20 protein-coding genes are annotated in these 24,862 nt (G+C 62.6%); 5 read left to right on the top strand and 15 right to left on the bottom strand.

Features of this window, described 5'->3' with window-relative positions; translation table 11 throughout:
- Positions 1–114 precede the first annotated feature (114 nt).
- The 6 genes from iolG to AC1Q6I_RS22235 form a co-directional block, all read right to left on the bottom strand.
- A complete protein-coding gene (iolG, locus tag AC1Q6I_RS22210; protein ID WP_024076022.1) occupies positions 115–1,125 on the bottom strand; it encodes a bifunctional inositol 2-dehydrogenase/D-chiro-inositol 1-dehydrogenase in 1,011 nt (336 codons plus the stop codon).
- A gap of 19 nt (positions 1,126–1,144) precedes the next feature.
- Positions 1,145–3,076, bottom strand: a complete 1,932-nt coding sequence (iolD, locus tag AC1Q6I_RS22215) for a 3D-(3,5/4)-trihydroxycyclohexane-1,2-dione acylhydrolase (decyclizing) (protein WP_102625585.1) — start codon at positions 3,074–3,076, stop codon at positions 1,145–1,147.
- A 10-nt stretch (positions 3,077–3,086) separates the two neighbouring features.
- Positions 3,087–3,902: a TIM barrel protein gene (locus AC1Q6I_RS22220; RefSeq protein WP_102625584.1), complete on the bottom strand. Its 816-nt coding sequence runs from the start codon at positions 3,900–3,902 to the stop codon at positions 3,087–3,089.
- Positions 3,903–3,925: 23 nt separating this feature from the next.
- A complete protein-coding gene (gene iolB, locus AC1Q6I_RS22225; protein ID WP_102625583.1) occupies positions 3,926–4,714 on the bottom strand; it encodes a 5-deoxy-glucuronate isomerase in 789 nt (262 codons plus the stop codon).
- On the bottom strand, positions 4,714–5,604 hold the full coding sequence (gene iolE, locus AC1Q6I_RS22230; protein ID WP_069075810.1) for a myo-inosose-2 dehydratase: 891 nt from the start codon (positions 5,602–5,604) through the stop codon (positions 4,714–4,716). The genes iolB and iolE overlap by 1 nt, the downstream gene beginning before the upstream one ends.
- A gap of 110 nt (positions 5,605–5,714) precedes the next feature.
- Positions 5,715–7,652: a bifunctional 5-dehydro-2-deoxygluconokinase/5-dehydro-2-deoxyphosphogluconate aldolase gene (locus tag AC1Q6I_RS22235; protein ID WP_102625582.1), complete on the bottom strand. Its 1,938-nt coding sequence runs from the start codon at positions 7,650–7,652 to the stop codon at positions 5,715–5,717.
- A 284-nt stretch (positions 7,653–7,936) separates the two neighbouring features.
- Here AC1Q6I_RS22235 and AC1Q6I_RS22240 point away from each other — a divergent pair, with 284 nt between their 5' ends.
- Positions 7,937–8,857 carry a MurR/RpiR family transcriptional regulator gene (locus AC1Q6I_RS22240; protein WP_024076028.1) on the top strand — a complete coding sequence of 307 codons (921 nt, stop codon included), beginning with the start codon at positions 7,937–7,939 and terminating at the stop codon, positions 8,855–8,857.
- 213 nt (positions 8,858–9,070) lie between these two features.
- On the opposite strand, the gene AC1Q6I_RS22245 is transcribed toward AC1Q6I_RS22240, so the two are convergent.
- Positions 9,071–9,976 (bottom strand): hypothetical protein, encoded by a 906-nt coding sequence (locus AC1Q6I_RS22245; RefSeq protein ID WP_024076029.1) that lies wholly within the window; start codon positions 9,974–9,976, stop codon positions 9,071–9,073.
- Between the two features lie 505 nt (positions 9,977–10,481).
- On the opposite strand from AC1Q6I_RS22245, the gene AC1Q6I_RS22250 reads away from it, so the two are divergent.
- Together AC1Q6I_RS22250 and AC1Q6I_RS22255 are read left to right on the top strand one after the other, a co-directional pair.
- A complete protein-coding gene (locus tag AC1Q6I_RS22250) occupies positions 10,482–11,165 on the top strand; it encodes a response regulator transcription factor (protein WP_003219726.1) in 684 nt (227 codons plus the stop codon).
- Entirely contained in the window at positions 11,143–12,537 is a 1,395-nt protein-coding gene (locus tag AC1Q6I_RS22255) for a sensor histidine kinase (RefSeq protein WP_069075812.1), read from the top strand. Before AC1Q6I_RS22250 ends, AC1Q6I_RS22255 begins: the two co-directional genes overlap by 23 nt.
- A 294-nt stretch (positions 12,538–12,831) precedes the next feature.
- On the opposite strand, the gene AC1Q6I_RS22260 is transcribed toward AC1Q6I_RS22255, so the two are convergent.
- The 4 genes from AC1Q6I_RS22260 to AC1Q6I_RS22275 are packed head-to-tail and all read right to left on the bottom strand — an operon-like array spanning position 12,832 to position 17,065.
- Entirely contained in the window at positions 12,832–13,248 is a 417-nt protein-coding gene (locus AC1Q6I_RS22260) for an SRPBCC family protein (RefSeq protein ID WP_069075789.1), read from the bottom strand.
- 55 nt (positions 13,249–13,303) lie between these two features.
- Positions 13,304–14,599 carry an NAD(P)/FAD-dependent oxidoreductase gene (locus tag AC1Q6I_RS22265; protein WP_069075790.1) on the bottom strand — a complete coding sequence of 432 codons (1,296 nt, stop codon included), beginning with the start codon at positions 14,597–14,599 and terminating at the stop codon, positions 13,304–13,306.
- Entirely contained in the window at positions 14,596–15,684 is a 1,089-nt protein-coding gene (locus AC1Q6I_RS22270) for a polyamine ABC transporter substrate-binding protein (protein ID WP_024076033.1), read from the bottom strand. Before AC1Q6I_RS22270 ends, AC1Q6I_RS22265 begins: the two co-directional genes overlap by 4 nt.
- Positions 15,685–15,706: 22 nt before the next feature.
- On the bottom strand, positions 15,707–17,065 hold the full coding sequence (locus AC1Q6I_RS22275) for a glutamine synthetase family protein (protein ID WP_041161242.1): 1,359 nt from the start codon (positions 17,063–17,065) through the stop codon (positions 15,707–15,709).
- Positions 17,066–17,204: 139 nt separating this feature from the next.
- Between AC1Q6I_RS22275 and AC1Q6I_RS22280 the strand changes: the two genes are divergently transcribed.
- The gene (locus AC1Q6I_RS22280) at positions 17,205–18,101 is read left to right on the top strand and encodes a helix-turn-helix domain-containing protein (protein ID WP_069075791.1); all 897 of its coding nucleotides are present in this window, start codon (positions 17,205–17,207) and stop codon (positions 18,099–18,101) included.
- A 465-nt stretch (positions 18,102–18,566) separates the two neighbouring features.
- On the opposite strand, the gene AC1Q6I_RS22285 is transcribed toward AC1Q6I_RS22280, so the two are convergent.
- Genes AC1Q6I_RS22285 through AC1Q6I_RS22295 form a run of 3 tightly spaced genes read right to left on the bottom strand, consistent with a single transcriptional unit; the run spans position 18,567 to position 21,703 of the window.
- Positions 18,567–19,670 (bottom strand): acetoin dehydrogenase dihydrolipoyllysine-residue acetyltransferase subunit, encoded by a 1,104-nt coding sequence (locus AC1Q6I_RS22285; protein WP_102625625.1) that lies wholly within the window; start codon positions 19,668–19,670, stop codon positions 18,567–18,569.
- Positions 19,667–20,686: an alpha-ketoacid dehydrogenase subunit beta gene (locus AC1Q6I_RS22290; protein ID WP_024076037.1), complete on the bottom strand. Its 1,020-nt coding sequence runs from the start codon at positions 20,684–20,686 to the stop codon at positions 19,667–19,669. Before AC1Q6I_RS22290 ends, AC1Q6I_RS22285 begins: the two co-directional genes overlap by 4 nt.
- A 39-nt stretch (positions 20,687–20,725) precedes the next feature.
- Positions 20,726–21,703, bottom strand: a complete 978-nt coding sequence (locus AC1Q6I_RS22295) for a thiamine pyrophosphate-dependent dehydrogenase E1 component subunit alpha (protein ID WP_024076038.1) — start codon at positions 21,701–21,703, stop codon at positions 20,726–20,728.
- Positions 21,704–22,012: 309 nt separating this feature from the next.
- On the opposite strand from AC1Q6I_RS22295, the gene AC1Q6I_RS22300 reads away from it, so the two are divergent.
- On the top strand, positions 22,013–23,872 hold the full coding sequence (locus AC1Q6I_RS22300) for a sigma-54-dependent Fis family transcriptional regulator (protein ID WP_102625626.1): 1,860 nt from the start codon (positions 22,013–22,015) through the stop codon (positions 23,870–23,872).
- A 56-nt stretch (positions 23,873–23,928) separates the two neighbouring features.
- On the opposite strand, the gene AC1Q6I_RS22305 is transcribed toward AC1Q6I_RS22300, so the two are convergent.
- Complete coding sequence (locus AC1Q6I_RS22305) at positions 23,929–24,723, bottom strand: acetoin reductase (protein WP_024076040.1); 795 nt, start codon at positions 24,721–24,723, stop codon at positions 23,929–23,931.
- Between the last annotated feature and the right edge of the window lie 139 nt (positions 24,724–24,862).

The following is a 24,862-nucleotide window of genomic DNA, read 5'->3' on the forward strand; positions in this document are numbered from 1 at the left end:
AGCGAGCTTACTCGCGAAAAACTCACAGGCGCCGCGTTCATTCAGGAAACACGCGTTATCGTTGACGTTCTTCGCGAGCAAACTCGCTCCTACACCTCCCACATTGACCGAGTGTTAGCCGTAGAAGCGTGGGCGATCCGGCAGGCTGACCTTGACGATCTGCCCACTGCCCTGCGCTTCGATACACGCATCCGCCGCCACCGCAGCCGCAAAGCCATCCCACGCCGACGGCCCGCCGACGTGCCCCGCCAGCACGCTATCAATGAAGGCCTGCAATTCCACGTCATAAGCGCCGATAAACCGGTCTTTCCAATCCATCAGAATCGCATTGGACAGTTTGGCGCCACTGCGCAATTGCACCTGGGACGGTTCCGGCAGCTTGGCGATGCCAGTCTCCCCCACCACTTCGCACTGGATGTCGTAGCCGTACTGGCAGTTCACAAACACTTCGACGTCGATGCGCGTGCCCTTGGCGGTTTCCAGCAACACGATCTGCGGGTCGCGCAGGTGGGCCAAGGCTTTACTGGTCTTGCGCGGGAACACCACTTGCACGGAAACATAATCGTCGTCGAGCAGCCAACGCAGCACATCCAGCTCATGGATCAAGGTATCGGTGATCGCCATATCGGTCTTGTAGTTCTCACCCACCGTCGGGTTGCGGTGGGCGCAGTGCAGCATCAACGGTTCACCGATCTGGCCACTGTCGATCACCGCCTTGAGGGCGCGATAGCCTTCGTCATACGGGCGCATGAAGCCCACTTGCACCAGACGCTTGCCGCAGGCCACTTCGGCCTCGACGATCTTGCGGCAACCTTCGGCGGTGACCGCCAGGGGTTTTTCGCAGAACACCGGTTTACCGGCGGCGATGGCGGCGAGCACGAACTCTTCGTGGCTCGGGCCCCAGGAGGTCACGAGAACGGCTTGAACTTCAGGTGAACGGATCAGCGCGTGGCCATCGGCATACACCTCGGCGTCCAGCTTCAAATCGGCCACCACCTTGGCGGCCTGCTCAAGGTTGATGTCGGTCACCGCTACCACCTGGCTGTTGAGCAGGGTCTGGCTGCAACGACGAATATGGTCGCGGCCGATGGCGCCGGTACCGATTACACCTAGCTTCAAAGACATACAAACACTCCTCTTGTTATTAGTACTGCCGGGCCTTGGCCAGGTGTTCATTGAGTTTTTTCGCGGCGGCGTTGGTGCGCTCGCTGGTAGACACCTGCGCCACGCCGACCCGCCACCACGACAGGTAGCCGTGAACCATGGTCTTGGGCAGCACCTTGATATCGATCAGGGTCGAGACCGTCTGCTTGCGCGCGTCAGCCAGGGCGGCTTCCAGCTGTTCCACCGTGCTGACCTTGTAGGTCTTGCAGCCATAGGCCGCCGCGCTCATGGCGAAGTCCACCGGTACCAGGCCGCCGTCGAGCTTGCCGCTCTCGGGGTTGCGGAAGCGGAACTCGGTGCCGAAGCTGTCCATGCCATTGCCGATTTGCAGGTTGTTGATGCAGCCGAAGGCCATGTTGTCGAGCAGCACCACATTGATCTTGCGCCGCTCCTGGATCGAGGTGGCCAGCTCCGAGTGCAGCATCATGTAGGAGCCATCGCCGACCAGGGCGTAGACCTCCTTGGTCGGCTCGGCGAGTTTCACGCCAAGGGCGGCATTGATCTCGTAGCCCATGCACGAATAGCCGTACTCGACGTGGTAGGTGTTGACCCCCTTGCTGCGCCAGGCCCGCTGCAAATCGCCGGGCAGGCTGCCGGCCGCGGCGACGATGATCGCGTCGTCGGCCAGGCGCTCGTTGAGTACGCCGAGCACTCGGCTTTGGGTCAGGCACGAGCCGGTCAGTTCGATAAATTCACGCAGCACGGCGCGGTCCAGGTGGTCATCGACCTCAGGCACGAAGGCATCGCCCTGGTATTCCACCGAATGCACGCGGTCGACTTCCGCCGCCAACCGGGCCTTGGCCTCGCGGACCTGCTCGCCCCAGCCGGCGCGGTAGTCGCCGAGGGCATCGGCCAGCGCTTCCAGGGCGACTTTGGCATCGCCCAGCACTTGCACGCCGTCGAGTTTCACCGCGTCGCAGGGGCTGATATTGAGGTTGAGAAACGTCACCTCGGCATGCTTGAACAGCGATTTCGACGAGGTCGTGAAGTCGGTATAGCGCGTACCGATACCGATGATCAGATCAGCCTCGGGCGCCAGCAGGTTGGCCGCCAGGCAGCCGGTTTCGCCGATACCGCCAACGTTAAGCGGGTGGCTGGACACCACCGCACTCTTGCCCGCCTGGGTTTCGGCGAACGGAATGTCAAAACGCTCGGCAAAGGCTTGCAGCGCGGCATTCGCGCCGGAGTACTTCACGCCGCCACCGCAGATGATCAGCGGTTTGCGCTTGCCCCGGAAAGCCGCCAACGCATCGCCGATCATCGCGACGGTGGCCGGGCGGCGGTCGATACGGTGCACACGTTTTTGCAGGAAGTAGTCGGGGTAGTCCCAGGCTTCAGCCTGCACATCCTGCGGCAATGCCAGGGTCACCGCGCCGGTCTCGGCCGGGTCGGTCAGCACGCGCATGGCATGAATCGCCGCGGTCATCAACTGCTCAGGGCGGTTGATGCGGTCCCAGTATTTGCTCACGGAGCGAAACGCATCGTTGGTGCTGATGCTCAGGTCGTGGAACTGCTCGATCTGTTGCAACACCGGGTCGGGCTGGCGGCTGGCGTAGACATCACCGGGCAACAGCAGCAACGGGATACGGTTGGCGGTGGCGGTCGCGGCGGCGGTCAGCATATTCGCCGCGCCTGGGCCGACGGAGGCGGTGCACGCATAGATCTTGCGGCGCAGGTGTTGCTTGGCAAAACCGATAGCGGCGTGAGCCATGCCTTGCTCGTTACGGCCCTGGTGCACGACCAGGTCGCCGCTGTCCTGCTCCAGGGCCTGGCCCAGGCCGAGCACGTTGCCGTGGCCGAAAATGGTGAACACACCGGCGACGAACTTGCTCTGCACGCCGTCGACTTCGATGTATTGGTTGTCCAGGAACTTCACCAGGGCCTGGGCCATGGTCAATCGGGTAGTGGTCATGTGGCGTCCCTTATCGTTTTTGCAGGTGGGCGATGCTTGCCCCCAACGCCTGCTGGATATCCGTCAGCGCATGCACGCTTTCGGCAAACGGCTCGAACGACAGATAGCCGCTGTAGCCGGTGCTGAGCAAGGTGTCGATCTGGGCCGCATTGCCGAGAATGTCGCCCTCGCCCACCAGCACGCGGTGGCCGTCGCGGATCGAACTCAGCGGGGCCTCGGCCTCTTCCACGCCGGAGATATGCACCAGGCCGGTCAGTTCGGGGAAAAACGCCTGCTCGCCGGCCAGGTGGTGATGGAAGGTGTCGTGCACCAGGCGGAACACATCCAGGCCACCGATGGACTGGATCGCGTCCACCGCCACGCGTTTGTGGCGCAGGGCACACGCCTGGAAACCCAGCGGCTCGATAAAACCGAGAATCCCGTATTCGCGCAGGATCGGCGCCAGTTCGCTCAGTGCCGTGCGCAAACCGGCAGCGCGCTGGGCCTCGTCGCGGGTATCGCCGCGCTCATTGAACGGGCACATCACCAGGCCCTGGGCCCCGCATTCACGGGCGTAGGTGGCGAGCTCGATCGCCTGGGCGCGGCGTTCGGCGTTCCACACATCAAAGGGGTACATCGCGTTGATCGACAGCACCGTGATGCCCTGTGCCGCGCACATTTCGCGCACGCGGCTGGCCGGGGTGCCGTATTCGATTTGACGGTCCTTGAGGTCGTTGCGAAGCTCGATGGCATCGCATTTCAAGGCCACGGCCAGCTGGATGAAATCCGGTAGGGACAGGTTGGGTGCGACCATACGGTTAAGGGCAAAGCGTAGAGGCGACTTCATTGTTGTTCTCCGTCCAAAACCGGTTAAAGGTCCAGCAGCCAGCTGTGCTGCGGGTCGTTATGGAAATGCCAGGCCCGCTTGGGGCCGGCCATCACGTTCAGGTAGTAGGACTCGTAGCCATACGGAACGCTGACCGGGTGATACCCCTTGGGCACCACCACCAGGTCGCTGTTTTCCACGGCCATGGCCTGGTCGATGCTGCGGTCGTCGGTGTACACCCGCTGGAACACGAACCCCTGGGGCGGGTTGACCTGGTGGTAGTAGGTCTCTTCGAGAAAGCTTTGGTGCGGCAGGTCGTCGGTGTCGTGCTTGTGCGGCGGGTAGCTGGACGAGTGCCCGGACGGCGTGCGCACTTCCACCACCAGCAGGGAATGGGCCGGCTCGCTGTCCGGCAGGATGTCGCACACGTAGCGGGTGTTGGCGCCTTTGCCACGCACGCTGCGCTTGCACTGCTCGGGGCGGATCAGGCGAGGTTCGTAACCCGCCGAACCGGGCGCGGCGCAGACCGCAATTTGCACGTCGCTCAGGGCTGTCACCTGGGCGTCGGTGCCCGGCGGCAAGTAAGCGGCGAACGGCGATTTGTCTTCGAACACCGATTGGCGATCCCCGAGGTTCTGCCAGTTGAAACCTTCGCCCTGGATCGTCACGCGACCGCTGAGCAGCACCAGGCACAGCTCCTGATCGCCGGCGGTGACAGGCAGGGTTTCGCCCAGGCTCAAGCGGTAGGCGGCAAAGCCCACGTATTCCAGGCGGCCGGCTTCCAGGGCGACCATGGTTTGGCCGCGTTTGCTGCTTTTGACCAACAAGCTCATCACCGGGTCCTCTCGCTGAGAAGGGCTCGCAAGGTGTCGTAGCCCTTTTTGGCATAGATATAACTGGGCGCCACCGCCGGGTCCTGCTCGGCTTCCACCACCAGCCACCCTTCGTATCGGGCCGCCAGCAGCACGTCGAGCAGCGCGGCAAAGTCAATATCGCCATCGCCGGGCACGGTGAAGGTGCCGTTGACGATGCAGTCGGGAAAGCTCCACATCTGGTTGCGCGCCAGTTGCACCACCGGCTTGCGCACGTCCTTGAAATGCACGTGGCAGACGCGGTCGATATGCTTGCGCAGCACCTCGAGGGGTTCGCCGCCGCCCATGTAGCAGTGGCCCGAATCGAACAGCAGGCCGACTTCCGGGCCGGTGCGGCGCATCAATTCGTCGATGTCTTGCGGGGATTCGACGTAGGCGCCCATATGGTGGTGGTAGGCCAGGCGCACGCCCTGGGACAGGGTGAAGCGTGCGAGTTCCGTGAGTTTGTCGGCGTAGTCCTGCCACGCCTGCTCACTGTGGAAACGCGGGCGTTCAATCAGGCGGATGCGTGAGCCCTGGATCGAATCGGCGACTTCGCCGTACACCAGTACGGTGGCGCCGTTTTGTTTCAGCAGTTCGACGTGGCCGGCGATGGCCTCGATTTCTTCCGCCACCGAGCGGCGGGCCAGGCGGCTGGAATACCAGCCGGAGACCAGCGCCAGGTCATAGGGACGCAATACGTCGCCGACGCCCTTGGCGTCCTTGGGGAATTTGCCGTTGAGTTCAAACCCTTCGTAGCCGATTTCCTTACCTTCGCTCAAGGCAGTGCTCAGGGGCGTTTCACCGCCCAGGGCCGGCAGGTCGTCGTTGCTCCAGGAGATCGGGTTGATGCCAATTCGGATTGCGGGCATGGCTGCACCTATTGTTTTTATCTGACTTAAGCCTGGTGAGATTTGCTTTTATGTGGGAGGGGGCTTGCCCCCTCCCACATTGGAATTGCATTGAACATTGAGAACGGTGATCAGGTTCGGGCACTGCGCCAGGCGCCGATGAGTTGCTCAAAGGTCGCCTGTACCTGCTGAATCAACGTCTCATCATCGATCTCCCCCGCCATCCACAAACGACTCGGTTCCTGGAAGATCGTACGGCCCACGGCAAACCCACGGCAGGTGCTGCTCTGACTGGCGTTGCGGAACCCCTCGGCCAGGCTTTCGGCTGACGCATTCAGGCCCAGCAGTACCACGCCACGGCAGTACGGGTCGCGTTCCTGGATCAGCGCATCGAGCTTTTTCCAATCCTCGGCCGGCTGCGCCTCGATCTTCCACCACGCCGGGTAGATACCCAGGTTGTACAGGCGCTTGAGGCTGCGGTAGAGCACGTCCGGGTAGGTGGACGGATGATCCTTGGGCGGGATGACTTCCAGCAGCAGTTCATGACCGCTGACCAGGGATGCCTCATACACCGCCTTGAGCTGGGCTTCCTGTTCCAGGCGCAGCAATGGCTCGTCATCGGGGTGGTATTGCACCAGGCACTTGATGATCTGCTCCTGGGGCCAGGCGATCAGGTTGCTGCCGATCGACCGCCCATGCTCGAACGCCAGGGGCCGCGAGTTCTGCACCTCCACCGGACGCGCGATCCACCAACCACGACCGCTGGCGGCGTTGAGCGCGTCCTGGCCGAAGCGCTGGTCGGCGAGCAGGCCCACATCGGCCGCCACGCCCTGCTCGCGCAGCTTGTGTTCCACCCGCTCCACCGCCTGGATAAACAGTTGCTTGATCGCACTGATGCGCGTCAGATCCTGCCCGCCGCGTTGTGCCAGGTCGACCAACTGCCAGCGGTGGTCGAAGGCGAAAATGAACAGCTGTTTCCACGCCTTGCGGGGCACGCTGACGCGGTGCAGGCGTTGCAGGGTTGCGTCCTGGTCCGGGCGGGTAATCGGTACCGGGCTGTTGAACAGGTAATCCAGTTCGGCCGGCGTCGGCATGGCCGGGGCGCAGGCGTGGCGGGAGACCACCAGGCCGCCGCAGGCATTGGCCAACTGGCTGCAACGCTCGTCGCTGGCGTCGTTCAGCCAACCGCTGAGGAAGCCCGACATAAAGGCATCGCCGGCGCCCAGCACATTGAGCACTTCAACGCGCACGCCGGGGTAGATCGCACCGTCTTCCAGCCGCGCAGGGATCGCACCGTGAATCACCGTGCAACCCTGGGGGCCGAGCTTGAGCACCAGGGTCGCCGGGGTCAGTTCGCGCACGGTGCGCAGGGCGGTGAGCAGATCTTCACTGCCACCGGCGATCAGAAATTCTTCTTCCGTACCGACGATCAGGTCGAAGCGCGGCAGGATTTTCTGCACATGCTGGCTGACCTTCTGGTCCGCGACGAAACGGGTCTCGCCATCGGCCTTGCCCGCCAGGCCCCACAGCACCGGACGGTAGTCGATATCCAGCACCCGCTGGACGTTGTGCTTGGCTGCATAGTCCAGGGCCTGGATGCTGGCCTTGTACACGCCGTCGGTGGAGAAATGCGTGCCGGTGATCAGCAACGCCTTGCTGGAGGCGATAAAGGCTTCGTTGATGTCTTCGCCGCGCAGGGCCATGTCGGCGCAGTTTTCACGGTAGAACACCAGGGGGAAGGTCTCGCGGTCCTTGAGGCCGAGCAGCACCAGCGCGGTGAGGCGCTCCGGGTCGACCTTGATGCCGCTGACATCGCAGCCCTCACGTGCCAGGGACTCCACCAGGAAACGCCCCATATGGTCGTCGCCCACCCGGCTGAGCATGGCCGACTTGAGCCCCAGCCGGGCGGTGCCGAAGGCGATATTGGCGGAGGAACCGCCGAGGTATTTGGCGAAACTGGACACGTCCTCAAGCCGTGCACCGACTTGCTGTGCATAGAGGTCGACGCCCAGGCGCCCGAGGCAAATCAAATCCAATTGACGCCCACTGGCAAAACGAGTCTGGCCCATGCTGGCTCCTGTTATTTTTATCAGCCTGCGTTGTGCCGCCGTAGCGACGGCAAACGCTCTTGGTGGAAGCAGACTAGAACGTTCAGCGCCCTCAATCAATATTTATTCCAGAATTATTTTTAGTGGAATATTTTTTCCAATACGTCAGCATAGGGGCCTGCCAGCCCGCGTGGATCGTTTCAGCAGACCACGGGCCCGGTGATGCCGGGGTATTTTTTTGCGCCTACCCTGTAGACTTGCGTCCACCCATCAGCGCACCGAAGAACAAGCCAGAAGGATTGCCCATGTCCCGCACCGATCAGCCGGCCACGCCCGAGACCGCTTCCCAAGACACTCTCGCCAGCCCTCCGATCAATGCCGAACGCTTGTTGCAGCTGATCACCGATGAGTACGAAAGCCTGCCGCGCCAGCTCAAGCGCATTGCCAGTTATATGAGCCAGCAGAGCGACCGGATCATGGTCGACCGCATCAGCGACATCGCCCGCGAATGCGAAGTGCACCCGTCAGCCATCGTGCGGTTCTCCCAGCGCTTCGGCTTCAGTGGGTTCAGTGAGATGCAGGCGCTGTTTCGCGAGGCCTACACCCACAAGACCACGCCGGTGCAGAACTACCAGCAGCGCATCCGCAGCATGATCGCCAACAAGTCGCAGAAAGCCAGTGGCGGTGACCTGGCGCGCGAGTGCGTCAACGCCACCCTTTCGGGGATCGAACGCCTGGGGCTGGAGCTCGATGATGCAGCCTTCGAGAAAGCCGTGGACCTGGTGGTCAACGCTGACAATATCTACGTGGTGGGCGTACGGCGCTCCTTCGCGGTGGCCGATTACCTGGTCTACAACCTGCAACACACCAACAAGCGCATTCACCTGATTTCCGGCCTGGGTGGCAGCTACCGCGAGCAGATGCGCAGCGTACGCGCCAACGACCTGGTGATCGCCATCAGTTTCACCCCCTACGGTAAAGAGACCCAGCACTGCCTGCGCATCGCCCAGCACCACCAGGCCAAGACCCTGATCATCACCGATAGCAACCTCTCGCCCCTGGCCAAGCGGGCGAATGCGGTGCTGCTGGTCAATGAGGGCTCTTCGTTTGCCTTCCGTTCATTGAGCGCCACCTTGTGCCTGTGCCAGGCGTTATTCATTGCCGTGGCGTATCGACTGGAATTGAAGGTGGACGAAATTCACGAGCAAGTCGGATTCGACGACTGACCCTCAAACACCCCAAATCAAATGTGGGAGGGGGCTTGCCCCCGATAGCGGTGTATCAGTCGCCTGATCAGCCGACTGTCACTCTGCCATCGGGAGCAAGCCCCCTCCCACAAATAACCCGGATCAGTGCATGAAGATCGCGATCAGGATGATCACCGGGATCGGCACGCCGAGGAACCACAGAAGTAATGAGCGCATGGTGTTCTCCTTGAATTAACGAACGTAGGTTTCGGTTTCGACGTACACCACGGCATCGCGGCGACGGCCACCAAAGGTCGCGGCGAAGCTGGCAAAGAAGGCGCCGATCAACAGGGCGACAAAGGTCCACAGTGAGGTATAGGCGGCGACTTTGGCGGCCGTATCCGCGGCTTGCTTGGCTTTGAGCTTGGCGTCTTCGACCGCTTTACGGGCATCGCCGTAGACTTTGTCGATACGCGCTTCGGCATCGGCCTGGCTGAGGTTGGTGCGCTGGCTGATCAACTGGGCCAGGTAGGCACGGTCGTCTGCGGCGAGTTGGCCATCATTGCTCAGGGTGCGGGTGAAGATGCGTGCAACCACGCCATGGGCAGCGTCATCACTGACGGCGACCGGGCGATCATCACGAAACAGGCTGTCGACGTAGTAGTCGAAGTCGCCGCCGTTAACGCCTTTGGCTGCACTGCCCGCGGCTTGAGTGATACCGTTGGCCGCGCCTGCTGCCACACTGGCACCGGCTTTTACACCACCGCTCACGACACTGCTGACCGAACCGACCACCAGCACTGCGGTGATCAGCGTGGCGACCGCCCAGGCCAGGAAGCCATGGGCCGTGTCGCGAAAGTACACCTCATCGCCATGCATATTGGCCCACTTCACCCGCAACCGGCCGGCGATGTAGCCGCCCAGGCCCGAGGCGACGATCTGGGTAAAGGCCAGCCAGACAATGGTGGAAATGCCAAGGCCCTTGGCGCTGATACCGCTGTCGGCCCACGGCGACACCGCCGAAAAGCCCAGGCCGAAGCCCAGCAGCACCAGGATCAGGGACAACGCAGCCGCGGCAGCGGCCCCGGCGAAAATCGCCCCCCAGGAAACCCCGGAGAGCGTGCTCGACTCTTGCAGCGTGGATGAGGATGTAATCATTGTTGTTCAGCTCCCGGCAGGAAATTAAGTGTTACAAGTCTCAAAAGGGACAGTGCAGCCAGCGTGCCAGGCAGTTGGAAAAATAAAATTCATAGTTTTCAAACAGTTAACAAAATTGAACTCCCTTGAACCATGCAACTTGCAATAAATGACTGTTTCAGGCGGGCGTTATGCATTCCCTGTGGGAGGGGCTGGCCCTAATGCCAACGTACAGCCGCTTGTGTAGGAGCGAGGGGGACGCCTAGTTCTTGCTCGCGAAGAACCTCAACGATAACGCGTGTTTCCTGAATCAACGCGGCGCCCGTGAGTTTTTCGCGAGCAAGCTCGCTCCTACAAAAATGCCTTGACCGACTGGCGTTAGGGCCTTCCCCCCGCCCTCACCGGCCGATGCCAGCCATGAAACTTGTGTCAGTTTTGCCAATATGAAGTTTTATTTAGGAAGCATTCAGCCATTTCTTGGCAAAATGCCCCCACTTCTAGTGTGAATCGCTCACCAGGTAATCCTATGACCCGCATTTTGACTATCGAGGATGACGCCGTAACGGCCCGCGAGATCGTCGCCGAGCTGAGTAGCCATGGACTGGACGTAGATTGGGTGGACAACGGCCGTGAAGGCCTGGTCCGCGCTGTGAGTGGTGATTACGATCTGATCACCCTCGACCGTATGCTGCCGGAACTCGATGGCCTGGCCATCGTCACCACCCTGCGCACCATCGGCGTGTCGACACCGATCCTGATGATCAGCGCGCTCTCCGATGTGGACGAACGCGTGCGCGGCCTGCGCGCCGGTGGCGACGACTACCTGACCAAACCCTTCGCCTCCGACGAAATGGCCGCCCGCGTCGAGGTGCTGCTGCGACGCAAAAGCACGGTCAAGGAATTTGAAACCGCGTTGCGCGTGGCCGACCTCGAACTCAACCTGATCAGCCGTGAAGCCAGCCGCGCCGAGCAACCCCTGAGCCTGCTGCCCACCGAATACAAACTGCTGGAATTCCTGATGCGCAACACCGGGCAGATCCTGTCGCGGATGATGATCTTCGAGGAAGTCTGGGGTTATCACTTCGACCCGGGCACCAACCTGATCGATGTCCACATCGGTCGCCTGCGCAAGAAAATCGATCCACCGGGCCTCACGCCGCTGATCCGCACGGTACGAGGTTCCGGTTATGTCATTGCTGAACCCCTCTAAGGGCTGGCGTTCTTCCAGCAGCCGCTTGCTGGCGCTGTACAGTTCGCTGTTCGTGGCCTGGAGTTGCATCCTCATGGGGGTGCTGTACTACGAGGTGTCGGGTTACCTGGGCGACCTGTCGCGCCATTCGCTGATGCAGCGCCAGCATCTGTTCCAACGCTTCGACGGCGAAGAACTGGTCGAAGCCCTGACCACCAGCATGACCTTCGACATGAAGGGCGTGGACGCCTATGGCCTGTTCGACGAGCAATTTCGCCCGTTGAGCGGACCGATCCGCGCGATCCCGCCAGACCTTCCGAGGGACGGCAAGATCCACGCCCTGGTTAATTGCGTCGACTCTGACGACCCGAAACTGCCCAAGGACAGCTGCGACGCCGTGGTGACCCATACCGACGACGGCCGCTGGCTGGTGCTGGTGCGCGCCAACGGTTCGCTGTTCGGCGTGACCCGGATCATCTGGCATGCGTTGTTGTGGGCGCTGTCCCTGACCATCATCCCCGGCGCGGCCGGCTGGCACCTGTTGCGCCGCCGCCCGTTACGGCGAATCCGCGGGATCCAGGCCAGCGCCGAAGCCATCGTCGCCGGCGACCTCACCCACCGTTTGCCGCTGTCGAATCGGCGTGACGAGCTCGATATGCTCGCCGCCATCGTCAACGCCATGCTCGACCGTATCGAGAAGCTGATGAACGAGGTCAAGGGCGTGTGCGACAACATCGCCCACGACCTGCGCACCCCGCTGACCCGCCTGCGGGCGCAGCTCTACCGTATCCGGCAGGAGGCAGAGAAAGACTCGGGCTACGCCGTGAAACTGGACGACGCGATTGCCGAGACCGATACCCTGATGGCGCGCTTTCGCGGGCTGTTGCGCATCTCGGAACTGGAAGACCACCAGCGCCGCTCCGGCTTCCTGGTGATGGACCCCCTGCCCCTGTTACGCGAACTACATGACTTCTACCTGCCCTTGGCCGAGGAAGGCGAATTGCACCTCAGGCTGGATGTTCCGGAGTCCCTGCCGTGGATCACCGGCGACCGTGCCCTGTTGTTCGAAGCCCTGTCCAACTTGCTGAGCAACTCGATCAAGTTCTCCCCACCGGGTGGTGAAGTGATTTTGCGCGGGCTCAATGACGCCGGCAGCACACGCATCGAAGTGCACGACTCCGGGCCAGGCATACCGGCAGCGGAGCGTGATGCGGTGTTCCAACGTTTCTATCGCGTGGACGAAGGCGACCAGCGAGGAGGCTTCGGGCTGGGCTTGTCGATTGTCGCGGCGATCATCAACTTGCATGGGTTCAAGTTGGAAGTCGGTACCAGCGAGCAAGGCGGTGCGCGCCTGGTCCTTGAATGCCGCCAGCAACTGATGCCCGAAGCCTGAGAGCCTGTGGGAGATTCCCCTCCCTGTGGCGAGGGGGCTTGTTGTGGCGAGCGGACCTGTTGTGGCTAGCGGACCTGTTGTGGCGAGCGGGCTTGCCCCGCGTTGGGGCGCGAAGCGGCCCTAAAACCAGTCTCCCGGTTCTACCAGAAGAAATGCGGTGGCCTTATTGGGGCTGCTTCGCAGCCCAACGCGGGGCAAGCCCGCTCGCCACAACAAGCACGCTCACCACAACAGGCCCGCTCGCCACAGAGGGGGGCAGCTTGATGCGCCACAACGCTACCCTGATAGAGCGGATCAGCCCGGGAAATTCGCCCGCAACGCCTCGACCCCGCCTTTGTAAACCCCGGCAAACAACGCTTCCACCGCGGCATCCGTGGTACCCGCCGCCGGGGTAAACACGCCCGACCAGGTCACCTTGGCCGACGACTCCGTCAGCGCCTCGACCTGCAGCGTCGACAGGTACGCACTCACCGGAAACGGTGACTGTTCAATCGTATAGCTGTAGGTGCGCGCCACGTTATCGAAAGTCTGCAAACGCTCGACCACCACGCCGCCGTCAGCGGTTTGCAGGTGACGTAGGCGGCCGCCTTCACCGAGCTCACTCTTGGTGATCAGCGGCAGCCAGTCCGGCAGGCTGTTGAAGCCACCCACCAGTTGCCAGACCTGATCGGCCGATACCGGAATTTCAATTACTGCGGCTGCTTTTGGCACGGTAAATCTCCAGAAGTCATAGGAAAACGTCGCCCAGACTGCCACGCCCTGCACGTCAATGCATCAATTCCCTCAACCGATACCACAGCATCCCCAGTGCCAGCAGCGGCGAACGCAATGCCTTGCCGCCGGGGAAGGTCATGTGGGGCACCTGGCTGAAAATATCCAGGCCTGGGCTTGTACCGGCGTGAATGCCTTCGGCCAGCAGTCGCGCGCACCAATGGGTGACGTTCAGCCCGTGCCCGGAATACCCCTGGGCGTAGAACACGTTGGGGTACTGCTTCAAGCGCCCGACCTGCGGGAAGCGGTTGGCGGTAATGCCGATCTTGCCGCCCCATTGGAACTCGATGGCGGTGGTGGCCAGCTGTGGGAACACCTTGAGCATTTTCGGCCGCATATAGGCCGCGATGTCCACCGGATCGCGTCCGGAGTAATGGCAGGCGCCGCCGAACAACAGGCGACGGTCTGCGGATAGCCGGTAGTAATCCAGGCCGACTTTCTGGTCGCACAGCGCCAGGTTCTGTGGGATCAGTTGACGGGCCAGCGCCGGCGACAACGGCTCAGTGGCGATGATGTAGCTGCCAGCGGGCAGCACCTTGCCACTCAAGCGCGGCTCCAGTTCTTCCAGATGTGCATTGCACGCCAGCACCAGGTTGGCAGCACGCACCGTGCCGGCGGCGCAACGCACCTTAACCGTGTCGCCGTGGATCAGTTCCACCACCTCGGTGTGTTCAAAGATCTGCACGCCGAGGGACTCGGCGACCTTCGCCTCACCCAGCACCAGATTGAGTGGGTGCAAATGCCCGGACCCCATGTCCACCAGGCCACCGGCATAGACCGTCGAACCCACCACCTGTTGTATATCCAGAGGGCCCACCAGGCGGGTTTCATGGGCATACCCCAATGCCGCCAGGTGCTCCTGCTCGCCGTTGAACGCAGCAAACTGCGCCGGGGTATTGGCCAGTTCACAAAAGCCCCAGCGCAAGTCGCAGTCGATGCCGTGCTCGATAATGCGTTCACCCACCAACGCCACCGAATCGATCCCGGCACGCTCCAGGTAACGCACGCCCTCCTCGCCCACGTACTTGGCAAACCCCGCCACGTCATGGCCGATACCGCGAATCAACTGCCCGCCATTACGCCCGCTGGCGCCCCAACCGATGCGTCGGGCCTCCAGCAGGATCACCGAGAGCCCGCGCTGCGCCAGCTCGATGGCCGTGTTGACGCCAGTGAACCCGCCGCCGATCACACACACGTCGGCGGTCAAGTCGGCGCCCAGTGAAGGGCGCTCGACAACCGCGTTGGCCGTGGCTCGGTAATAGGAACGGGCGTGGTCACGGGACTGCATCATTTATTGGTCTTCACTTTGCTCCACGCGCGGGTCATCAGGCGCATGGTCGCCGGGGTCGGCGTGGTGGAAATATAGAGTTTGTCGAGGACTTCCTGGGACGGATACACCTCAGGGTTGTTCACCAGTTCCGGGTCCATGAACGCCTTCGCCGCCGGGTTGGCGTTGGCATAGCCGACCGAGGCACTGACCTTGGCAATCACTTCGGGATCCAGCAGGTAGTTGATAAACGCGTGGGCTTCTTTCGGGTTGCTCGCATCGGCCGGAATCGCCAGCAGGTCAAACCACAGGTTGGAGCCTTCCTTGGGAATCGAGTAGGCAATGTTCACTCCGTTCTTGGCTTCCTTGGCGCGGTTGGCGGCCTGGAATACGTCGCCGGAATAACCAAAGGCTACGCAGATATCACCGTTGGCCAAGTCCGAGATGTACTTGGAAGAATGGAAGTAGGTGATGTAGGGGCGCAGCGTCAGCAACTTGGCCTCGGCTTCCTGGTAGTCCTTGGGATTCTCGCTGCGGGGGTCCTTGCCCATGTAATTGAGGATCGCCGGGAACAGCTCGTCCGCCGAGTCAAGGAAGGCCACGCCGCACTGGTTGAGCTTCTTGAGGTTCTCCGGCTCGAACAGTACCGCCCACGAATCGATATGGTCGATGCCCAGCACCTGCTTGACCTTGTCGACGTTATAGCCGATGCCATTGGTGCCCCACAGGTACGGCACCGAGTGCGCGTTGCCGGGGTCGTTTTTCTCCAGCAGCTTGAGCAGCTTGGGGTCGAGGTTCTTGAAGTTGGGCAACTGCGCACGGTCCAGCTTGAGGAACGCGCCGGCCTTCACCTGGCGCGCGAGGAAGTGGTTGGACGGCACCACCACGTCATACCCGGTGCGCCCCGCCAGCAACTTGCCCTCCAGGGTTTCGTTGGAGTCGAACACGTCGTAGATCACCTTGATCCCCGTCTTGGCCTGGAAATCGGCCAGGGTGGTTTCGCCGATGTAGTCGGTCCAGTTGTAGACGCTGACGGTTGGCGCCGCCTGGCTGGCACTGCTGAACGCCGCCACCAGGGCCAGCGGGAGAAGCTTTTTCACGAGACGCATATCGACACCCCTTTATGATTATTTAGACGCTCAACAACAGGAACTCACGCTCCCAGGAACTGATCACCCGCTTGAAATTCTCATGTTCGGCGCGTTTGACCGCGACGTAGCCACGCACGAACTTGTCGCCCAGGTACTGCTTGACCGTCGCGCACTCCTCCATGCGCACCAGGGCGTCTTCGAGGGTGATGGGCAGGCGCAGGTTGCGCCGCTCGTAGGCGCGGCCCTCCACCGGGGCGCTGGGTTCGATCCGTTCGATCATGCCCAGGTAGCCACACAGCAGGCTGGCGGCGATCGCAAGGTAAGGGTTGGCATCCGCGCCGGGCAGGCGGTTTTCCACGCGCATGGCGTCGGGGTTCGAGGTGGGCACGCGCAGGCCGACCGTGCGGTTTTCTTCGCCCCACTCCACATTGACCGGTGCCGATGTGTCCGGCAAAAAGCGGCGGAACGAGTTCACGTTCGGCGCGAACATCGGCAACAGCTTGGGGATGTACTTCTGCAACCCGCCAATGTGATGCAGGAACAGTTGGCTCATCTTGCCGTCGGCGTCGACAAACACCGGCTTGCCCGTGGCGATCTCCACCACGCTCTGGTGGAGGTGCATGGCGCTGCCCGGCTCATCGGCCACGGGCTTGGCCATGAAGGTCGCGGCCACATTGTGCTTGAGCGCGGCCTCGCGCAGGGTGCGCTTGAACACGGTGATCTGGTCAGCGAGGTCCAACGCGTCGCCATGGCGGAAGTTGATTTCCATCTGCGCCGGGCCGTCTTCGTGGATCAGCGTATCGAGGTCCAGGCCCTGGGCTTCGCACCAGTCATAGACGTCCTCGAACAGCGGGTCGAACTCGTTGGCCGCGTCGATGGAAAACGACTGCCGACCAGTCTCGGCACGGCCGGAACGGCCCACCGGGGTTTTCAGCGGCAGGTCCGGGTCTTCGCAGCGCTGAGTCAGGTAGAACTCCATTTCCGGCGCGACAATCGGCTGCCAGCCTTGCTCGGTATAGAGCTGCAGGACCTTCTTGAGCACATTGCGCGGCGACAGTTCGATGGGGTTACCCTGTTTGTCGAAGGTGTCGTGGATCACGATGGCGGTGGGTTCAATCGCCCACGGCACCACATAGGTGGCATTGGCCACCGGGCGGCAGACCATGTCGATGTCGGCCGGGTCGAGCAGGTCGTAGTAGATATCGTCGTCGACAAAGTCCCCGGTTACCGTTTGCAGCAACACACTTTCCGGCAGGCGCATGCCTCGCTCATGCAGGAACTTGTTGGTGGGTGCGATCTTGCCGCGTGCAATGCCAGTCAAATCACTGATCACGCATTCGACCTCGGTAATCTTGTGTTCTTTCAGCCAGGCGGACAGCTGATCGAAGGGGGCGTTCATAAGGACCTCGTCATGGGTGGAGTGCTGCGCCGGCTTGTACTCCTGGCGCATTGAGGTCTATCTTGGGCCAGCCGTCGAACGGCATCTATCCACTTTGCACGAACCACAACGCACCAATAGAGTGCGTACGGATCACCCCATGACACAGGCAACCGCCTTGCGCGTACAGGCCTTCACCACCGGTGATGTGGCCGCTCAATGCCGTGCGACACCCGGCTGGGTACAGCAGTACCAGCAGATGTCCCCGGGGCATTTCGCCGGCCGCATCCGCTACCTCGACCTGCAAGGCGTCGAGGTCTACGAAGAGTGCATGAACACCCGTGTGGAGCAGCATTTCAATGCGCCGCCGGGGTCCCTGGCGTTCTGTTTCGATGGCAGCGACAACGCGCTGTACCTGCTGAATGGTGAAAGCCGCAACACGTGGATCACCCCGGAGAACTACCGTGAAGTGGCGGTGGTGTTCGGCCCGCAGTTCGTGCAGCGCCATGGGCTGGATGTGGCAAAACTCGAAGGGCTGTTCATGGCGCCGCTGCTCTGCCAACAGAATGCGTTGTTCAGTCGCTGGCTCAGTGGAACCCTGACGCGCTTGTCCAGCACGATCGACCCGGCCAGCCGCGACACCCTCACCCAACAGTTGCTCGACGATTGCCTGTTCATTCTCGATAACGCGTGCGTGTGCCTGGACCGCAGTTCATTGCAGCGGCGCAGCCAAGAACGCCAGTTGATGGCACGCATTGGCGAATGGGCGGCGGATGCACCCGATGAAAGCGTCAACCTGCTGGAACTGGCGCGTATCGCCGGCGTGCCGCTGCGCCAGTTGCAGCAGGGCTTCAAGACCTACACCGGGATGAGCCCGGCGCAGTGGTTGCGCTTGCGGCGCTTGAACGGCGCGCGGCGGGAGTTGTTGAGCGGTAGCGGAACGACCGTGGCCGAAGTGGCGATGAACTGGTCGTTCTGGCATTTGGGGCGGTTCTCTAACAGCTATAGAGCGCTGTTCAAGGAACTGCCGAGCGAGACCCTCAAGCGCTCACTTTGAAATGCATTCGACAATGTGGGAGGTCTCACTAAATCCCCGACTTAGCACTGTCGCACAGCAAACTAGAGCCTTGTGGCGAGCGGGCTTGCCCCGCGTTGGGCTGCGCAGCAGCCCCAAAACCAGTCTCTGCGGAATATCTGGTACACCGCATTAGTCCTTCATTGGGGCCGCTTCGCAGCCCAACGCGGGGCAAGCCCTAATGCCGTTCAGTTAAGCGGACATCGCCTTCTGTAGGAGCGAGCTTGCTCGCGAAAAACGTCAACGATAACGCGTGTTTCCTGAATGAACGCGGCGTCTGTGAGTTCTTCGCGAGCAAGCTCGCTCCTACAAAAAAACCTTAACTGAACGGCATTAGGGCAAGCCCGCTTGCCACAACCAGCCCGCTCGCCACAGGAGGGGTTACAGTTCGCTGCGCGACAGCGCTACGTCGAAGAGGTCGTGAGGCCTCCCACATTGGGTTCGCTATCAGGCTTGGGAGTTGAGGAAGGCTGCCATCAACTGGTTCACCCGCTCCGCCGCCTCCAACTGCACCATATGCCCCTGCCCCGGCAATATCTCCACCTGGGCCTCCAGCCCCTGGGCATGGCTGGCCGGGATGATTGCATCGTCATCGCCCCAGATCACCAGGCTCGGCTGCTGCCCCACCACGTTGCGCAGATCCAGGCGCTGCCGCCCGCCATCGAACAGTTGGGCATTGAGTTGGCGTAATGCCTGGTCCACGCCTTCGAGGCGCTTGAACTTGAGCATGTCCTCCAGCATCTGCCGCGTGACCAGTGCCGGGTCGCTGAACAGTTGCACCAACTGCGGCTTGAGCGCGTTGCGGTTGTTGGCCTCGGTAAACCCTTGCAGGTAGTCCCCGTTGATCGCTTCACCCAGCCCGGCGCTGGCAATCAGGGTCAGCGAGGCGATCCGCGCCGGCGCTTGCCGCGCCACTGTCAGGCTGACCAACCCACCCATGGAGTGCCCGGCCAGGTGCACGCGGTCGAGTTCAAGGTGATCGAGCAACGCCAGCAGCGCCTGGCCCAGCTCGTCGGCGTCGCCGTTTTGCAGGGCCTTGCCCGACTCGCCGTGCCCCGGCAGGTCCAGGGCGATCACCCGCCGCTCGGCGGCCAGGGTCGCGTGATTGAACAACCAGTTGTTCAAGTCGCCGCCAAAGCCATGCACCAGCACCAGCGGCGTGCCGCCCTCGCCGAGGTCGAGGTAGCGCAGCAGGCGCCCGCCCACCTCGACTTTCTGCGCGCGGGGCCCCGAGGCTTCCGCCTCGGCCGCACTGGACACGAACCCGGCCTGGAAGCCTTCGATCACCGCGTCAATCTCGGCTTCCGTGGCCTCGCCCTCCACCACGATCCCGAGCAACGCCCCCACCGGCAAGGTCTCGTCGCTCAGCGCCAGCACCCGGCGCAGCACACCGCTGAACGGCGCCTCGACACTGCTGGAAATCTTGTCGGTCTCCACATCCAGCACTTCCTCCCCCTTCTCCACCGAGTCGCCGGGTTGTTTCAGCCACACATCAATGCGGCCCTCGGTCATCGACAACCCCCACTTGGGCATGGTCAAGGTATGGATCATGCGGCAGTCCTCTTGTCGGCGATCTTCAGCACAGCGGCCTCGATCTTCGCGGCATTGGGGATGTACAGGTCTTCCAGCGCATCGGAGAACGGCACCGGTGTGTGTGGCGCGGTGACCATTTCGATGGGCGCGCGCAGGAACGAAAACCCGCGCTGTGCAACCAAGGCGCTGATATCGGTGGCGATGGAGCAACGTGGGTTGGATTCGTCGATCACCACCAGGCGCCCGGTTTTCTCCACGCTTTCGAGGATGCTGTCTTCGTCCAGCGGGCTGGTGGTGCGCAGGTCCAAGACTTCGCAGTCGATGCCCTGGCGCGCCAGGTTGGCCGCGGCTTCCAGGGCGATATGCACCATGCGCCCGTAGGTCACCAGGGTGACGTCATTGCCTTCGCGTACAAAGTTGGCTTCGCCAAAGGGTACGGTGTACAGCTCTTCCGGCACCTCGCCCTGCAGGCTGTAGAGCATCTTGTGTTCGAGGAAGATCACCGGGTCGTTGTCGCGGATCGCCTGGATCAGCATGCCCTTGGCATCATACGGCGTGGCCGGGCACACCACCTTGAGGCCGGGGATGTGCGTCCACATCGAGGTGAGCATCTGCGAATGCTGGGCCGCGGCGCGCAGGCCGGCGCCGTACATGGCGCGCACCACCAGCGGCGTGGTGGTCTTGCCACCGAACATATAGCGAAACTTGGCGGCCTGGTTGAGCAACTGGTCGAGGCAGCAGCCAATAAAGTCGACGAACATCAATTCGCACACGGGGCGCATGCCGCGGGTCGCCGCGCCGACCGCCATGCCGACGTAGCCGACTTCGGACAATGGCGCATCGAGTACGCGGTCGGGAAACTGCGGGTACAGGCCCTTGGTCACGCCGAGCACGCCCCCCCAGGCATCCTGCTCGCCGGGGGAACCGGTGCCGCCGGAGACGTCCTGGCCGATGATGAACACACTCTGGTCCCGGCGCATTTCCTGGGCCAGGGCTTCGTTGATAGCTTGCTGATAACTGATTTTGCGAGCCATGACGGTCTCTCCACGAATTGTTTTTGTAGTGGGTGGCGATTAGCGGTAAGCCACGTAGACATCGCTGAGCAGGTCGGCGGCCTGGGGCTTGGGATCGGACTTGGCCAGGCGCACGGCGTCTTCGATCAGTTGTGCGACCTCTGCGTCGATGCGCTCGAATTGCGCCGCATCGAGCCAGCCTTCGGCGTTGCAGCGTTGACGAAACAGCGCCAGGCAATCGTGGGATTCGCGCAGGTTCTTGACTTCATCCGGGCCGCGATAGGTTTGCGCATCGCCTTCGAAATGGCCGTAGAAACGGCTCAGCTTGACCTCCACCAGGGTCGGCCCCTGGCCATTGCGTGCGCGCTCCACGGCCACGCCAAGGGCTGCGTGCACGGCGAAGAAATCATTGCCATCGACAATCACCCCCGGCATGCCAAAGCCCACGGCGCGCTCGGCAATGTCCTTGCACGCCACCGACCAGCCTGAACCGGTGGCTTCGGCATAGCCGTTGTTTTCCGCGACGAACAGGCACGGCAGCTTCATGATCGAGGCCAGGTTCATGGCTTCGAACACCGCCCCCTCGTTGGAGCCGCCGTCGCCGAAAAACGCCACGGCCACACCCTGGCTGCCCTTGAGCTTGGAGGCCAGCGCCGCACCGGCCGCCAACGGCGCACCGGCACCGACAATGCCGTTGGCGCCGAGCATGCCTTTCTCCTGGTCGGCGATGTGCATGGAGCCGCCCTTGCCGCCGCACACGCCGGTTTTCTTGCCGTAGATCTCGGCCATCATGCCGAACACATCCACGCCCTTGGCGATGCAATGGCCGTGGCCACGGTGGTTGGAGGCGATGCAATCTTCATCGTTGAGGTGCGCCATCACTCCCGCTGCGCTGGCTTCCTGGCCGGCATACAGGTGCACGAAACCGGGGATCTCGCCGGTGGCGAATTCCACATGCAGGCGTTCTTCGAAATCACGGATGGTGCGCATCACGGTGTAGGCATGCAGCAATTGATCGGTGGACAGGTGAGTGGACATCTTGTTGTTCTCCAGGTTGTCTCGACACACAAAAGGCTGGCAGCGGCCAGCTGCAACCTGCTCAGCACAGCCTGTGCCAAGGCGCGAAAAAACCGCGCAAAGCCTTGATCCAGAGCAGTGCCCCGCGGTTGTGCGGCGACGCCCCCGAGCCGCAAAATGAGACGGGCCATTGCAACCTGCCCGTGGTGTCTCAGCCCGAATGAGACGCTGCGTCTCACGCCGGGCAGTTGGTCAGGCCGCCCTTGTCCCTCTGCGCACATGCGCGCTTAATGGCGGGCATAACAACAAAGATCGAGAACCGGAGGCCTTATGCTCGCCGCGAACTCCAAGGACCATGTCGACTGCGTCAGTCGCGTGGTGCGCAATGCCGATCGCCTGCCCCAGGCGCCAGTGCCGTCACTCATTTTCGATTCGTGGCGGCGCTCCATGGAACAACACCACCTCGACCCTGGCTCACTGCAAGGCCCGCGCATCCTCAGCGAACCACGCCTCAAGGAATGCCGCGAGCGCGCCGAGCTGTTCATGCGCATCGCCAGCGAGGCCGTCGGTCAGCTGCACCACCGTGTGCGCCAGGCCGACTACTGTGTGATGCTCACCGACGCCCAGGGCCAGACCATCGACCACCGTGTAGACACGGCCATTCGCAGCGATTGCCGCAAGGCCGGCCTGTACCTGGGCACCTGCTGGTCGGAAGCCGAGGAAGGCACGTGTGGCGTGGCCACCGTCCTCACCAGCAAGGCGGCGGTCACGGTGCACAAGCGCGATCACTTCCGTGCAGCCTTTATCAGCCTGACTTGCTCCGCCGCGCCGATCTTCGACCCCCAGGGCAACCTGCTGGGGGTGATGGACGCCTCGGCGCTCAAGTCCCCGGATGACCGGCGCAGCCAGCACCTGGTGCGGCAGATGGTGGCGCAGAGCGCCCAGGCCATCGAGAACGCCTTCTTCATGCACAGCGCCCGCCAGCACTGGGTGCTCCAGGCCCACAGCACGCCAGGGTATGTCGACAGCCAGCCCGACCTGTTGCTGGCCTGGGACCAGGACGGCCGCCTGCATGCCCTCAACAGCAAAGCGCGCCAGGCCCTGCGGTTGCGCTTTGGCCAAGTGCCGGAGCATATCGGCGAGGTTTTCGACCTGGACGCCTTGCACGCCGTCACCGATCAATCGACCCAGCAGTTGAACTGGCTCGGCGAACCTGGCGCGTTACACGTGCGGGTCAACCCACCCCGACGCAAACCGGCGCGGGTGGTTGCAAACACCCAGGTCGACCCGCGCGTGGAAAAACACCTGCGCCTGGCTGTGCGCGTGAAGGACCGTAACCTGCCGGTGCTGGTGCAAGGTGAAACCGGTGCGGGCAAGGAGGTTTTCGCCCGCCAGTTGCATGAGCGCAGTGCGCGCCGCGCGGGGCCGTTCGTGGCAGTGAACTGCGCGGCGATCCCGGAAAACCTGATCGAAAGCGAGCTGTTCGGCTACGTGGCCGGTGCCTTTACCGGCGCCTCCAGCAAAGGCATGCCGGGGTTACTGGTGCAGGCCGATGGCGGCACGCTGTTTCTCGATGAAATTGGCGACATGCCGCTGGCCCTGCAGACCCGCTTGCTGCGGGTCATGGCCGAAGGTGAAGTGGCCCCGCTGGGCGCCGCGAAAACCCGCGCAGTGAATATCCAAGTGATCTGCGCCAGCCACCGTGACCTGGCCGCACTGGTGAGCGAGGGGCGGTTTCGCGAGGACCTGTACTTTCGCCTGGGCTGTGCGCGCTTCTGCCTGCCGCCCCTGCGCGAACGCAGTGACAAGCTGGCCTTGATCAACCGGCTGGTGACGCAGGAAGCCCGCAGCGGTGGCATCTCGGTGGGCATCGCCCCGGCCGCGCTGGAGTTGCTGCTGGGCTATGCCTGGCCGGGCAATGTGCGGCAACTGCGCCATGTACTGGCGTATGCCTGTGCGGTGTGCGAGGGCGGTACGATCCAGCTGGCGGATTTACCCGTGGAAGTGCGCGGCGAGCGGGCCGAGGCCGATGTGCAAGCCCCTGTCAGCCCGGAGCGCCAGGTGGTGCTGGATGCGTTGATTCGGCATCGCTGGAAGCCATTGCCGACGGCGCAGGCATTGGGGATTTCCAGAGCGACACTCTACCGACGCGTCAACCAGTTGGGCATCGACATGCCGGGCAAACACTGAACCTGTGGGAGGGGCTTGCCCCCCTCCCACACCGGACCGATGCAGACCCCGAGGTATCAGCGGTAGACCAGGCCACCATCGATCAACGGGGACTGCCCGGTCATGTAATCCGCATCCGGCCCCGCCAGGTAAGCCACCAGCCCCGCCACATCCTCTGGGGTTTCCGCACGGCCCAGGGCGATGCCGTCCACGTACTTCTTGTAGGTGGCCCCCACCTCGGCACCGGTGATCTCGGCCATGCGCTTGTCGATCTCGACCCACATGTCCGTGCCCACCACACCGGGGCAATATGCGTTGACCGTGATCCCGACGCTGGCCAGTTCCTTGGCTGCCGCCTGGGTCAAGGCGCGCACGGCGAACTTGGTCGCCGAGTACACGCCAAGCAGGGCGAAACCTTCATGCCCGGCAATCGAGCAGGCGTTGATGATCTTGCCCTTCTGCTTGAGCGCCTTGAATTTATTGCCGGCCGCCTGGATGCCCCACAACACCCCCTGCACGTTGATGCCCAGGGTGCGTTCGACCTGTTCCGGGGTCACGTCCAACAGCGAATCGATCTGCGCCACCCCGGCGTTGTTGACGATGATGTCGAAGCCACCCAGGGTCTGGTGCGCGTGCTCCACGGCCGCCACCACCTGCTCGCGCTTGGACACATCAGCGATGAACACCGAAGCCTTGCGCCCCAGGGCCACCACTTCGGCGGCTACCGCTTCAAGCTTGGCGCCATTGATGTCGACCAGGGCGATATCCGCACCATCCCGTGCCAGGCGCAAGGCGATGGCTCGGCCAATGCCTTGCCCGGCGCCGGTCACCAGCGCAACTTTTCCAGCGATGACTTTTCCAGCAGTACTCATGACGAACTCCTGCAATGATCAGAGAAGCCTCGTCTATCGCAGGTCCGCGCCGCAGCTGTCGAGCCGCGAGTGGATCGACGTGCGGGCTGAGACGCGATGTCTCAGCCCGCGCCTGGCCTGAACGCTTGTAAAACCGCGC

Source organism: Pseudomonas sp. MPR-R2A5 (genome assembly GCF_058793055.1).